Source organism: Trinickia camelliae (assembly GCF_053525655.1).
This window is the reverse complement of sequence record NZ_JBCHAA010000002.1, coordinates 456150-469697: the sequence shown is the minus strand read 5'-3', so window position 1 is coordinate 469697 and position 13548 is coordinate 456150. Positions and strand designations below refer to the sequence as shown.

At 61.0% G+C, this 13548-nt stretch carries 14 protein-coding genes; 4 read left to right on the top strand and 10 right to left on the bottom strand.

What is annotated here, in order from left to right; genetic code table 11:
- Positions 1-71: 71 nt before the first annotated feature.
- The 5 genes from AAHK20_RS05640 to AAHK20_RS05620 form a co-directional block, all read right to left on the bottom strand.
- On the bottom strand, positions 72-449 hold the full coding sequence (locus AAHK20_RS05640) for a DUF4148 domain-containing protein (protein WP_449180455.1): 378 nt from the start codon (positions 447-449) through the stop codon (positions 72-74).
- Between the two features lie 620 nt (positions 450-1069).
- Entirely contained in the window at positions 1070-1417 is a 348-nt protein-coding gene (locus tag AAHK20_RS05635; protein ID WP_449180454.1) for a cupredoxin domain-containing protein, read from the bottom strand.
- 35 nt (positions 1418-1452) lie between these two features.
- Positions 1453-2397 (bottom strand): metallophosphoesterase family protein, encoded by a 945-nt coding sequence (locus AAHK20_RS05630; protein WP_449180453.1) that lies wholly within the window; start codon positions 2395-2397, stop codon positions 1453-1455.
- A gap of 425 nt (positions 2398-2822) precedes the next feature.
- On the bottom strand, positions 2823-3152 hold the full coding sequence (locus tag AAHK20_RS05625) for a DUF4148 domain-containing protein (RefSeq protein ID WP_449180452.1): 330 nt from the start codon (positions 3150-3152) through the stop codon (positions 2823-2825).
- Positions 3153-3239: 87 nt separating this feature from the next.
- Positions 3240-3506, bottom strand: coding sequence for a hypothetical protein (locus AAHK20_RS05620; protein ID WP_449180451.1), 267 nt, complete (start codon positions 3504-3506; stop codon positions 3240-3242).
- Between the two features lie 449 nt (positions 3507-3955).
- Here AAHK20_RS05620 and AAHK20_RS05615 point away from each other — a divergent pair, with 449 nt between their 5' ends.
- The gene (locus AAHK20_RS05615; protein ID WP_449180450.1) at positions 3956-4228 is read left to right on the top strand and encodes a hypothetical protein; all 273 of its coding nucleotides are present in this window, start codon (positions 3956-3958) and stop codon (positions 4226-4228) included.
- Positions 4229-4334: 106 nt separating this feature from the next.
- Here the strand turns inward: AAHK20_RS05615 and AAHK20_RS05610 are convergent, their stop codons facing one another.
- The 5 genes from AAHK20_RS05610 to dapA all read right to left on the bottom strand — a co-directional run bounded on the left by AAHK20_RS05610 (position 4335) and on the right by dapA (position 9739).
- Positions 4335-5348 carry a LysR family transcriptional regulator gene (locus AAHK20_RS05610; RefSeq protein ID WP_449180449.1) on the bottom strand — a complete coding sequence of 338 codons (1014 nt, stop codon included), beginning with the start codon at positions 5346-5348 and terminating at the stop codon, positions 4335-4337.
- 150 nt (positions 5349-5498) lie between these two features.
- Positions 5499-6269: a pyrroline-5-carboxylate reductase gene (locus tag AAHK20_RS05605; protein ID WP_449180448.1), complete on the bottom strand. Its 771-nt coding sequence runs from the start codon at positions 6267-6269 to the stop codon at positions 5499-5501.
- A 42-nt stretch (positions 6270-6311) separates the two neighbouring features.
- On the bottom strand, positions 6312-7742 hold the full coding sequence (locus AAHK20_RS05600; protein WP_449180447.1) for an FAD-binding oxidoreductase: 1431 nt from the start codon (positions 7740-7742) through the stop codon (positions 6312-6314).
- A complete protein-coding gene (locus AAHK20_RS05595; protein ID WP_449180446.1) occupies positions 7739-8809 on the bottom strand; it encodes an ABC transporter substrate-binding protein in 1071 nt (356 codons plus the stop codon). Before AAHK20_RS05595 ends, AAHK20_RS05600 begins: the two co-directional genes overlap by 4 nt.
- 24 nt (positions 8810-8833) lie before the next feature.
- Positions 8834-9739 (bottom strand): 4-hydroxy-tetrahydrodipicolinate synthase, encoded by a 906-nt coding sequence (gene dapA, locus AAHK20_RS05590; protein WP_449180445.1) that lies wholly within the window; start codon positions 9737-9739, stop codon positions 8834-8836.
- A 375-nt stretch (positions 9740-10114) separates the two neighbouring features.
- On the opposite strand from dapA, the gene AAHK20_RS05585 reads away from it, so the two are divergent.
- The 3 genes from AAHK20_RS05585 (at position 10115) to AAHK20_RS05575 (ending at position 13390) form a co-directional block, all read left to right on the top strand.
- Positions 10115-11272: a porin gene (locus tag AAHK20_RS05585; RefSeq protein ID WP_449180444.1), complete on the top strand. Its 1158-nt coding sequence runs from the start codon at positions 10115-10117 to the stop codon at positions 11270-11272.
- Positions 11273-11304: 32 nt separating this feature from the next.
- Positions 11305-12375, top strand: a complete 1071-nt coding sequence (locus tag AAHK20_RS05580) for an ABC transporter substrate-binding protein (RefSeq protein ID WP_449180443.1) — start codon at positions 11305-11307, stop codon at positions 12373-12375.
- Positions 12376-12463: 88 nt separating this feature from the next.
- Complete coding sequence (locus tag AAHK20_RS05575) at positions 12464-13390, top strand: dihydrodipicolinate synthase family protein (RefSeq protein WP_449180442.1); 927 nt, start codon at positions 12464-12466, stop codon at positions 13388-13390.
- The last annotated feature ends 158 nt before the right edge of the window (positions 13391-13548 follow it).

Here is a 13548-nt window from a genome sequence, read left to right as displayed (position 1 = left end):
CACACGGCACACGAGACGTTGGCACAGGGCGTGTATATGACCACTTCTAGCGAAGCACGGTGGCGTGTGGTTCACGAACCGCCGAAATAAAGAGTGCAGAAGCTGATAGGTCCGACGCAGGTCGACGGATTTGAGGGATGCGTTTCCTGTTTTTTGTGGCTGGAATCGCTCGTGCCTTTCGTTTCGGCACCCATGCCACTGTCGCCTTCTTGCTGCTGGGGCATGACGGCTTGCTGTTCAGCGTCCTGGGCGGTTACCTTCGCCTGCGCAGTCTGGATATCGACAGGATAGTTCTGTTCGTTTTCAGACGCCGGATTGTATCCGGCCTGTTCGAGCCTGATGAGATCGGCGCGGACCTGTGCGCGGGTCTTTTCTTGAGCCTGAGCGTTGAGCGCAATGCTCGTTCCGGCGGCGAGAATGAGGGTGAATATCATGGTTCTCTTATTCACTTTGGACTCCAATATAAATGATGGGGGGTACAGGTTCTGCACCGTGACGCGCGCGGAAAACTCAACCAGGGTCCGTCGGACCACCTGCTTCGTCGAGGCCTTACTGTTGGAGATTGGCTCGACGCCATCAGCGTGCTCACACAGCGGTAAACCGGGGGCGGGCGTCGCTTATTCCCAAGATTGCCAGGAGTGCAGAAAAACATGATGCGTTGGCGATCGCGTCACCCGGCAAGTTGCTGGGGTAGGTCAACGGCATCAGCTCGCTCCATCCCTGGCCACACATTCACTACAGGTGCGCGTTACGGTGGCAACGATCAACGTCAGCGGAGCGACGCGAAGACGCCAGGAAAGCGGGGTGACGAACTGAAGGACGACGAGGGGAGAAGGACAAGGAGGCTTCGGGCAAGCCGCAGCGGGACCTCCCCGGCGGCCTCAGTGCGGGCGAGGAACTAGGCTCATCCGCAATATGGGAGGAAGCTAGGCCTGCAATCTAGTCCATCGCAATTCCATCGCGGGAACTTGACCCGTGACGCCAGAAATTGAGCGTTACGCGCCAAGTTCTCTCCTCGAAGCCGGAAGGCTGTTCCGTATCGGTGGTGGCGTTACTTGCCTGAAGCGATCTACTCCACAGTGATAGTCGCCTTCATATACGGATGGATGCCGCAGAACACTTTGTACACCCCCGGCTTGTCGAACTTGAACTGATAGGTATCGTTCTCATCGAGCGCGGAGGAGTGGAATATGCCCGCATCGTTGACGATCGAATGCGGCTCGCCGTCCATGTTTTTCCAGGTCACGGTCGTGCCAGCCTTGACCGTGAGGGCCATCGGCGAAAACATGAAATTCTTGATCACGATCTCGTTGGGCTCCTGCGCTTGAGCGGCAGGCAACCCGGTGATCAATGCCGCCATGAGCACCCCGCTCCCGGCGGAGAGGGCAAGCGCGCGACGAAAGAAAGTGGATAGCATGGCTTGGATCCTTGTTGAGTGAGCTGAGCGCCAAGTCAGGCGAGGGTCGCGTCGGAAAGCGTCGCCGCGAGCGGATGGCGCGAGACCCTGATGCTGGTCACGCCAAGCATCTTCGGAAGCTGATCGCTCGCCACCTTCAACGGCCCGGGTCCGGGGCCATCGCCGGCTGTCGGTTGCGGATACGCGGTCGACCGTGCGGTATGGAACGTGATATTCCCTTCCACCTTGGAAACGATCTGGTGGATATGTCCATTCAGGACGGTGACCGAGCCGAACCGCTTTAGATAGTCCATGGCCTGGCCGGCGTCGCCGGTACCCCAACCCCACGGTTCGTAAATCGTCCACATCGGCATATGCGCAAAGACGACGATCGGCGTGCTGGACGAACGCCCCTTCAGATCGTTTTCCAGCCAGGCGAGTTGATCCTCGCCCAGGCCCCCCAGCCCATTCGGCTTGAAATGCATCACATTGACGAGCCCGATGAAGTGCACGCCCTGGTGGTCGAAGCTGTAATAGCCTTTGTTGTCGGAGGCTTGGCCAAAGCGTTTGAAGTATTCGCCCTGCGGGCCGTCTGTCACGTCATGTTCGCCGGGCACGGTGTGCAACTCGGTGATGTTCAGCCCCGACATCAATTGGGCCGCGAGATCGAATTCCTCCGGCTTGGAAAGATGGGTGATATCGCCTGTGTGAATCGTCAGGGCCGGCTTGACCGGCATGGCATTGACGAAATCAATCGTCTGTTTGAGCGTGCCCGCGACATCCGGATTGGCTTCCTTGTTGAAGCCAATATGCGAGTCACTGATCTGCAGGAACAGAGGAAGGCCCGAAGCCGCTGACTGGCTCTTGCTATCGGCGGCAAGGGCCAGTTCCACGGGCGTGAGGATGCCTCCGGCCAGAACAAACAGAGTGCCTGCGCCACCGAAGGCGAGGCATTTCAAGGCGCTGCGGCGTGACGGCTGGGAAGGATGATCTGACGACATGGTGTCCTCTCGACGGGATTCGGAAGCAGACCGGCGGTTCAATCCGGGGGGCTCCGAGGGTTGGTTTCAGGAGCTATACCGCGGAAGGATCCGTTTTATTCCCGGTTGCCAATCGCACCTGCCGCAATGTGGAAAGTGCGTGGGCCCGGCGCATCTCCCAGCCTTCACCTGCGTCCTGTCGAGTAAGGGAATACCCGAGGCATGCCGGGCCTCGTTCTCTGCATCTGGTCAATCACGCGCTCGGAATCTGGTCGCTCGAACTGGATCCGCCTCTGGGCCGGGCTCAGCCTCCCGATGCTGCCGATCCGCCATGCGGTGACGACCCGGCTTGCGTTCTTGCTCTATGGTCGAGAGATGGGTCCGAGCGCAGATATATGTTTGCTATCGCGAGCATCTAGTCACATCCAAGCACGCTCATGCCGGCACTAATAGAAGTCACTACTCGAATTAATCCGTGCCGTGGGCACCTTCACGTTCTCTCCGAGACAATCGGCACGGTATTTCAACCGAAGCCGCGCTTGCGCCAACTGGATGTCCGATGGATAGAAGTATTCGTCGCCGGGCCACGGATCGTAACCGACCGATTCCAGTTCTCTGAGCTCTTGCATCAGTTGAGCATGCGTGACCGGTTTGCTCAATGGCTTGAACGGATAGTCGTTGCATTCGGCCGGCGTCAGCTTGCTAGCTGCCGACGCCACACCGCTTGCCAGCAGCACGCAAAGCGCCACCGCAGTTTTGCTCCAGAAGAGTTTCATGTTGTCCGCTCCTTATGCGGTGTTGTGACGATGCAATGTTGGGCAGCACGCGCGCTCGCCGGCCGGGCCGACAATGACTGGGAAGGGTTAGCGCTTACCAAAGTAAATCGGCTTCGTGCCGTCATTGGGGTCGGGGCGAATCGACGAACGAATCGCGTGTCCCATCGAGTGAATCGAATGATCCAGTGCTAGAAGCGGATGATGTGAACCCGAGGCCGACGTGTTGTCGACCACACCACCGTAGGCTGACACTGCGGCGTTGTTCTTGGCGGCGCTGGCATCCGACTGAGCAAACGATACGGTCGGGACGCTGAGTACCGCGGCAACTGCAATGGCTTGAATGAGCGATTTCATGGTGAACCTCCAGTGTTGGCTTCGCTTCGAACCGATATGTGAGTGGTCCGAAACGCTGTAGTCGTCACCAGGCCCGCTCACGCGAAGGTATACCTGGGACGGACGTCGCTTATTCCGCCAGCTTCAATGGGCCTGTACAAAAACATGAGGCACTGACTGGCTATCTCTGATCACGTCGCCCTGACGCCTGGACCTTTGCGACTCAGCTGCTCGGCAACTGCTGCCAGCCAGGCCGACCGAACCCACGGGCTCATTCGAGATGTCGGGCAGGCAGGAATAAAACGGATGATCCGACGGTCTAGTTCTTGAACCCAGCCGGGAGGCCCGCTGGACGAGTCGGCGGTCTACCTTCGGAACCAGCGATGCCGGCGCCCGCTTTGGCGGGCTCGAGCGAGGAAGCGCTGCGGTGAAGGCCGGTGCGCTCTTCATTTTTTTGCGGAGGTATTGCCATGAACATACTTAGACTTGCCGCGGTCGCAACGATCGCGCTCATCGGGACGGGCGCATGGGCACAGGAAATGACGCCGGAGCAGGCACAGATTCAGGCGGCCCAGTTCCGTACGACCGAGTCGGCTTCTCAGGACGTGGGCGGCGTGGAACCGGGCGTCGGCGGAGGCGCGCCGCAGCGCGTGACGCGCCAACAGGTCTATCAGGATCTGATCCATTCCGAAAAGTCGGGCCAGCTCCAGATGATCCAGAACAGCGTCTTCCGCGGCCAGTGACGGCTTGACGACCACGCCGGGCGCCGCGACGCGGCGTGTCGGCGTGGGGCGCACCGCATCCGGCTAAGCGCGTTCGAAGCCTCTCGTCAACATCACTTCGCCCTATTCAGAGAGCCGTGTCGCCATCGCCGTGGAAGAAGATCGAACGGGGATTCAGCGAAAGCGCTGCGCCGATATCGTGCGCCAACTGCCTCTCGAAGGTGTGACGGAACAGGTCGAACAGATTCGAAGGCAGGCTCCCTAGTTCGTTCTCGCGGAAAGCCAAGTAAAACGACCGATGCAGTTCCGTCAATGGCCGACCGAAGTGGGAAAACGCGCTGAGCGGCACGACGCGGACGCTCGGCAGATACTGCCGCGACTGCCAGAGGCAGAGCGGCGTAGTGAGCGCGAACCCGAGACCCGCCGCGACGAGACTCAGCAGTGGATCGGTCGCGTCGAATTCGCAGGTGCGCTCGAGATTTTCCGCCTGCGAATGCAGATACGCGTCGACCTGCTGACCATTGATCGAACGCGCGCTGTATCGCACGAATTGCAGATGCTTGCCGAGATCCGCGAGCGTGCCGAAACGATCGACCTCGAACGCCTTCGGCAGTACAACGAAATACGGCTCGGAAAAAAGCCGAAGACGCTTGATTTCCGGCACGGGCGAATAGCCGTTCATGGTCACAGCGATGTCGAGTTGGCGCGCTTCCAGCTGCGCATCGAGACTCGGCGTGATGCCGGACCACAGGCGGATTTGATGCGCCGAACCAGCCAACGCCTTGGTGAGAATCGGCGCGATCATGGCCGCGAACGAATCGATGGCGCCGAGTCGAACAATCGTACGTTTGGCACGCGTGACATTGCGCACGCTTTCAACCATCTGATCGACATTGCGCAGCAGTTCGGTCGCGTGTTCGAAAAGCCGCCTGCCTGCCGCCGTGGGACGCGCGGGACGCGAGGCGCGATCGAGCAGAGTGGTGTCGAGCAGAGTTTCGAGCGCTTTGATCCGCTGCGATACGCCGCCTTGCGAGATGCCGAGCCGGTCTGCGGCATCGGACATGGAACCCGATTCAACGACGCAGACCCAGCTAAGCAGAAGATCCCAGTCTGGATAGTGTTCCGCCGATAGTGGTTCCATGCTGCGCTGGATCCGGTAGTGAGCGATGTGGATCGCAATCGAATGGAGCAAAGCGTATCAAAGTTTGATACGTGGCAGTGATAGAAAATTAAAATCGCGAGGCCGATACGCGTTGTCCGACGTTCTGCCGCTCGTACCTCGCGCAAAGAATCAGCCTTTGCCTTCGATCCTGTCCAGCACGCGGGTCAGCGCATGCCGGTACTGCTCATAGTTCGCCTTGGCGAGCAGTTCGCGATGCACTTGCTCGTTGATGCCGCCAGGCGTCATCGATTGATGGACGAGTTCGTCGAACGTTGCGCTGCTGTTCTTCGCGCCATGCGCGAGGCCGAGCGAATAAGCTGCGAGGAACGAGCGCGCCTTGTCATAGGCGAGACCCTGCTCGACGAGCCAGGCGGCCTGGCTTTCCAGTACTGCATAGAAGCTCGCCATCGTCGCCGTTGCGGCAGACAGGCAGTCGAACTGGTGTTCGTTCTCGACTTCGACAGCCACACCGACGCGGCTGAACAGCATGCGTGCGATGTCATCCTGCGGATACAGCGTCGTGCTGCCGAGTGCATCCGCCACTGCGGGAAGCGGAATGGCGCGCACCAGGCTGTCGACGTTGCGGATACGCTCGCGCAATTCCGTCATTTTCATGCCGGCGATAAAGCTGATGACGTGATGTGACGGCGAGAACGCCAGTTTCGCGAGCACGTCGTGCGCATCTTGCGGACGAACGGCGAGGCAAACGACATCCGACGCATCGAGCACGGCCTGGTTCGTCTGGCAGACGGTGATGCGCGAATCGAGCGCAGCCAGCTCAGCGGCAGTCGCCGCATTCCGGTTCGAAAGCGCAATGCTTTCGAACGGTGCGCCGACTCGCACGAGTCCGGTCACGACGGCTTGCGTGATGACGCCGGTTCCAACAAATCCTAGTCGCATATGATTTCTCTGATTCAGTTTACGGTTTCTGGCGATTGCATCTCAGGGCCGCGGCACGACCCGCTGGGGATTCAGCGTGTCGAGCGGATCCAGCAGCGTCTTGATCGACTGCATCAACGCGATTTCGACGGGGTCCTTGTATTTCGACATTTCAGGCACGTGCAGGGCGCCAATGCCGTGCTCGGCGCTGAACGTGCCGCCCATGCCGGCAGCGATGTCGTAGAGGAGGTGGCTCAATTGCAGCTGCGTGCGCTGACGGTCCGCCACGCGAGCCCAGTATGCGTGGCTGAACATCGCGATGTAGTGCAGGTTGCCGTCGCCCATGTGACCCACCACGACAGGCGTCGCATCGGGGTAGTGCTGCTCGAGCGCATGGCCTGCTTGTTCGATGAAGTCCGGAATGCGGTAGGTCGGCACCGCGATGTCGTGCGTGAGGCCCATGCCTTCTTTTACGTTGGATTCCGTCACGCTATGACGGATTTTCCAAAGGTCGGCGCGCTGCTGTTCGCTGGTCGCCACGACGGCGTCGCGAATGATGCCGTCCTCGAACGCTTCGCGCAGATAGTCGGCCAGGCGCTCCGTCCAGAGTTCGCTCGACCCGGACGTGGCTGCGAGCTCGACCAGCACAATCCAGTTCGGTGTCGCTTTAAACGGATTGCGCGTTCTCGCTGCATGGCGCAACGAGATATCGAATTCGCTCTGCGAGATCAGCTCGAGGCCCACGAGTTCGCCGGTGAAATGGGCTTGCAGCTTGATGCCTTCGGCGACGGCGGCCTGTACGTTGTCAAAGCCGAGCATCGCCGTCGCGCGCGCGCACGGGCGCGGATACAGCTTCAGGCTGGCGGCTGTGACGATACCCAGCGTGCCTTCCGCGCCGACAAAGAGGTTCTTCAGGTCGTAGCCGCTATTGTTCTTTCGCAGCGTGCGCAGACCATTCCAAACGCGTCCGTCGGCGAGCACCACTTCCAGACCGAGCACGAGATCGCGCGTATTGCCGAAGCGCACCACGTTCGTGCCGCCGGCGTTGGTGCTGATGTTGCCGCCGATCTGGCAGGAGCCTTCCGCGCCGAGCGAGAGCGGGAACAGCCGGTCGGCCTTGTCCGCCGCCGCTTGAATGTCGGCGAGGATGCAACCCGCTTCGACGGTGATCGAGTTGTTCTGTGAATTCACGTCGATGATGCGGTTCATCCGGCCGAGGTTCATCAGGATGCTGTTGCCGCTTGCGTCGGGAACCGATCCTCCGCAGACGCTGGTGTTGCCGCCTTGCGGGAAGACCTTGATGCCGTGTGTGTTGCAAAACGAGAGCACGCGTGCGACATGTTCGGTGTCGCGCGGAAACACGACGCATGCGGCGGTGCCCGAATGGCGCTTGCGCCAATCGATCAGGTGCGGCGCCACGTCGTCCGGCGCGGTCATCAAGCTCGCCGCGCCGACGATCGACCGCATCATTTCAACGATTGTTTCGGTGTTCATGTCAGCGCCCATTCCTTGAAGCGAAGCGTCAGTTCGTCGAAGTGATCGGCCCACCATGCATCGTTGATGAAGAGATTCTTCTTGTTGGTCGGATCGGCAAGCCACTTCTGCACGGAGGGGTTCATCATCGTGCGTGCGCTCCTGCTGGCAGGCGTGTTGCCATGCAGGTTCATCAACGCCGCCTGGCGGTCCGGACGCAACGCGAACTGCAGGAATTTCATCGCGTTCTTCCGGTTGGGCGAGTTCTTCAGCACGACGAGATATTCGAGGCCGATCAACGTCTGCGAGAACGAGAAGTCGATAGGCTGGCTTGCTTCCTGTGCCGCTTTCACGCGCGTCGCATACGTGTAGCTGTAGTCGACCTGACCGGTTTGGACGAGCGTGACGGTCTGGGGCGTTTGCTCGACCCAGTTCGCGATATACGGCTTGATCCGGTCGAGCGACTTGAACGCGCGATCTACGTCGAGCGGATAGACCTTCTCTGGCGGCACGCCGTCCGCGAGCAACGCCACTTCGAGCGTTTCGAATGCACGGTTGCGCAGCGTGCGCTGACCGGGGAAACGCTTGAAGTCGAAGTATTCTGCGAAGGTTTGCGGATGCTTGCCATCGGGAAACTTCTTGCCGTCCCAGCAGATGCCGCCGGTGAATCCGTAGAACGGCACGATTTGCTTCCCGACGGGAGCGATCAGATCCGAGGCGTTGAAAAGACCGGGATCGAGCGGTTCCCAGTAACCGTTCTTTACGCCAGTGGTGGCCATCGAGCCGGGCGCATCGAACACGTCCCACTGCACGTTGTTGGTCATCACCTGCGCTTTGACCTTGGCGAGGTCCGGCGTGTCGACCAGCGTGACGTGAATGCCGAATTCCTTTTCGAACGGCCGCGCGAGCGCCTCCTCCACCCCTTGGCGGTAATTCCCGCCCCAGCTGACGACCGTCAGATTTTCCGCGGCCATCCCCCTGCGCGGCGTCATGACCATCGGTGCGGCGAGCGCGCTGCTCACCAACGCGGAGCCGGTCATTTGCAGGAAACGGCGTCTGTCCATCGGCGATTCTTTGAGCGAAGCCATGATGATTCCCGTCTGACGAATAGATCAGTTGAATTCCGGTTCTCTGGCGACGAGCGCGGGTACCACCCGAGCCAGTCGCTGCTGCAATGCATCGGAGGCCGGATGCAGCGGCGCCAGCACGCCGCCGAAATCGAGACCCGTCAGTCCGAGCGCGGCCTTCAGCGGGGCGGGATTCGGCTCGGCGAAGAGCGCGTCGATCAACGGCCGAAACGTGGCATGCAGCGCGACCGCTTCCTTCAGATGGCCCTCCATCGCAAGCGACAGCACACGTTTCCATTGACGCGGAATCAGATTGGAACTGGAGATGATGCCGCCCACCGCGCCCATCGCGACGTGCAGCGGCAGCACGTCTTCCTCGCCGCTGAGAATCGCCATCTTCGTGGCCGATTGCTCGGCGACGCGCATCTGTTGCGCAAGATCGGGATTGCACGCTTTGATGCCGACCACGCGTGTCATGTCGGCGAGCCGGTTGACCGTCTCGTAGTGCAGCGAGACACCGGTCCGATAAGGAATCTCGTAGAGGATGATGTCGGCATCGACCGCGTCGGACAGATGCGCGTAGTAGTCGATGACGCCTTGCTGGGTCGGGCGGTAGTAGTAAGGCGTCACCACCATGATTGCCTTCGCGCCGGCGGCCACGTAGGCCCTTGCATTCTCGATGGCGTCGTTGATGCCGGCCGAGATGATGCCCGGAATGACAGGACACCGGCCGTCCGCCGCCTCGAGCGTGGTCTCGACGACGCGCAAACGTTCGCGCAGGCTCAGCGATACGTATTCGCCGGTTCCGCCGATGGGCACGATCGCATCGGCATCGGCTTCGATCAGCCGCTCGATCAGCTTGCGCAGGACGGGTGCGTTGAATTGCCCCTCCCGGTTCAACGGAGTGGGGACCGAAGTCAGGATGCCTGCGTATGGGTGACGGCTACTCATGGATGGAACGCCTCGCGAATGATGGGCTGCCGGAATGGGCTGACGAGATAACCCGCTGAGCCAGACATTAGAGAAACAAAACGCGATGGCCGCGCAGCATCATCCGCGCTAATGCATTTCATTAGGCACGTTAAACCTCGTCGCAGACCCGCGCGGCATGAGGCCGGTGCGCGATGCGCCGTCCTGCGCGCTCATGCTTAAGTTTTTCTAATCCAGAAAGTTAGAAGCACAACGAATTGCGACGAATGCAATTTTGAGTTGCCTACGCTGCGTTCAGTGTCAGGCCTGGGCGACTGGACCTGGATACCGTCGAAACGCCGCGGCGGTTCGAAGTCGAGCGGCGTGGTCCGTCATTTCTCGCACAGGTTCGTCTAAATGAAAAACAGGCTCATTCTTCTGGCCGCATTGGCCGGCACGTCGGGGTTCGCGCATGCGCAAAGCACGGTGACGCTCTATGGCTTGATCGACGTCGGGATGGTGTACACCAACAACGCGGGCGGTCACAGTCAGGTGCAAATGTCGAGCGGCAACATCAACGGAAGCCGTTGGGGACTCAAGGGGGCCGAGGACCTGGGCGGCGGACTGCAGTCGATTTTCGTGCTCGAAAGCGGCTACAGCCTCAACAACGGAAAGCTGGGCCAGGGCGGCGATGAGTTCGGACGTCAGGCCTACGTCGGGTTCGCGTCGACGAAGTTCGGCACGCTGACGTTCGGCCGCCAATACGACACGATCGCCGACTATGCCGGGCCGTTCGAAGCGGCGAATGTCTGGTCGCCGTATTTCGGCGCGCATCCGGGCGATCTCGACAACCTCAACGGCACGAACCGGATCAATAACACCATCAAGTTCAAGAGCGTGACGTATGGTGGCTTTTCGTTCGGCGGCATGTACAGCCCCGGGGGCTTTGCCGGCCAGTACACGCGCAACCAGATCTACGCGGCGGGCGCGGCCTACCAGCAAGGACCGGTTGCGCTGGGCGTCGCATACGAGAACGTTCGGGACCCGAACTTCTCGCTGTACGGCAACAACGCCCTGTCCAGCACGACGGGGTCCAACGTCACCAACCGCATCTTCTCGGGCTACGCATCCGCGGGGACTCAGCAGATGATCGTCGCGGGCGGCTCCTATACGCTCGGAACGGCCAAGCTGGGCCTCACGTACAGCAACACGCAGTTCCGCAATCTCGGCGCCGTGGCCGGGATTCCCGTTGCAACAGCCAACATCGGCCGCTCGGCGATGTTCCATAACGCGGAAGTCAACTTCACGTATCAGCTGACGCCCACATTCATGCTGGGAGCCGCGTACGACTACACGAAAGGCTATGGCGTCGACGATGCGACCTACAACCAGGGCGTGCTCGGTGCGATCTACCTGCTTTCGAAGCGAACGGACGTCTACGCGGACGCCATCTACCAGCACGCGTCCGGAACCGATTCGACCGGCGGCAGCGCCGCGGCGAACCTGAACGGCTTGACCGCATCGACGACGCCCAACCAGGTCCTCGCGATCGTCGGCATGCGTCATCGCTTCTGATGCAGCACTGACTCTCAACCAAGGAGACCGAAATGTCTTGCACTCCGAAGCGCGTCGCGCCGCGCCGCAAATTCCTGCAGGCTGCGGGTACGACGCTGTTGTCGGGCGCATTGGGCGCGCCCATGATCCTGACTTCCCGCAAGGCGAGGGCAGCGGGCAATCTCGTGCTGGTGAGCTGGGGCGGCGCCTACCATCAGGGCGTCGAAAAGGAACTCGCGAAACCGTTCGAGAAAGAGTTCGGCGTACCCGTCACCATCGTCGATACGCCTGATCTGGCGAAGGTGAAAGCGCAGGTGGCGACCGGCAACGTTCAGTGGGACGTGTTCGATGCGGTCGGGCCGATGGCGATGACCGGCGCGAAGAACGGCTACTGGGAGCCGCTGGATCCGGCGCTCTTCGATACGAAGGACCTGATTGCGCCGATGACGAAGGAAGCGGTGCCGTTCTTCAGCTACACGGGTGGGATCTGCTGGGACGACAGCAAATTCCCCGGCGGCAAGCATCCCGAGACCTTCGCCGATCTCTGGGACGTGCGGAAGTTTCCGGGCCATCGCGGCCTGCGCAACCGCGTCAGCGAAACGCTCGAAATCGCGCTGCTCGCGGATGGCGTGCCGCCGGAGAAGGTCTATCCCATCGACATCGAGCGTGCATTCCGGTCGCTCGACCGCATCAAGCCCTCAGTGACGAATTGGATCGAGCAGACGCCTCAAACGGTGGCGCTCGTCGAAGCCGGTCAGGTGGACTTCAGCTACACGTATTCGACGCGCGCGAAGGCGGCTCAGGACGCGGGCAGACCGATTCACTTCTCGTTCAAGCAGAACATGCGCGGCCTGCAATACCTGGTGGTTCTGAAGAATGCGCCCAACAAGGCCAACGCGATGAAGTTCGTGCAATTCGCGCTGCGCCCCGACCGCCAGGCCGCGTTGATGGACATTTTGCTCAATACACCCGCGCGCCGCTCCGCGCTGCCGATGATGACGCCCGAGGCGAGGCAATGGCTGCCCGACCCGAACAACAAGGCGAGCGTGTTCAGCAACGACGCGTGGTGGGCTGATCACTACGACGATCTCACGCTGCGATTCAAGGAGTGGGTGATGAGCTGACGAGCGAAGCGAAGGTGCGAAGCGCCGGGCCGTCACGCGACCCGTACATCCAGCCGTAACCATTTCACCAGCAAACCAGGAGTCGTGCATGAAGCAGGCATTGAAGGGCATTCTGAGTGCCATCCTTACCCCGTTCAGTCAGGACGGAAGCAAGATCGACGAGGCCGCTTATGTCAGGCTGATCCGGTCGCAGATCGCAGCCGGCGTTCACGGCATCGTCCTGAGCGGCTCGACGGGCGAGCATCCCGCGCTCACGGTCGCGGAGCGCAAGCGTCTCTTCGAGATCGGCTGCGAAGTAGGCAAAGGCCCGGGCAAAGGCGAGGGCAAAGGCAAGACGGACGTGATCGCACACGTTGGATCCAATAGTGTGCGCGACACGCTCGATCTGACTCGGCACGCCAGCGAACTCGGCGTCGACCAGATGCTCGTCGTCACGCCGTATTTCGACCGGCTCAAGTTCGCCGACGTGCAGCGCTTTCTCGAACAGGTCGTGCGGATTGCCGGCGGGCCGATCATCTATTACGACACGCCAGGCATCACGGGGCTCGACATCACCGAAGAGCAGATGGTGACGCTGCGCCGCGAAGGTTTCGTCTCGCATATCAAGGACAGTCCCGCCAGTTTCACGCGCACGATGCGGATGCTGAGCAACCCAGAGGCGCCGACCGTGCTCGCCGGTTCCGATCCCGCGCTGCTTGCGGTGCTCGCGCATGGCGCACCGGGATCGATCATCGGCGCTTCGACGTTCGTTCCGGAGCTGTGCGTCGAACTCTACGAAGCGGTGTCGGCCGGGAAGGACTTGCCGGGCGCTCTCGCGATCTGGGACAAACTCTGGCCGATCCTCAATTTCATGCTTCTCAACGGCTACGTGGCGCTGGCCAAGGCGGGCTCGGCCCTGCGTGGCCTGCCGCTCGGCGAACCGCGCGAACCGATCGCGGCTGCGCAGGAGAATCTGCGCGCGCAACTGAAGGTGCTGCTCGATCGCGCGAACGTCGGTCCGCTTTCGGCTGAATAAGGGGGACGGGTGATGGCTGTCTGGGACTGGTTAAACGGCGCTTATGATCAATTCAACCGAAGCTGATCATCTGCCGGCGAACGGGTTTTCGCGTTAGCTTGCTGGAGTCTTGCCCTTCCTGAATGCGGGTAGGGTGCTCACTCGCGTGCTGCGCGCCG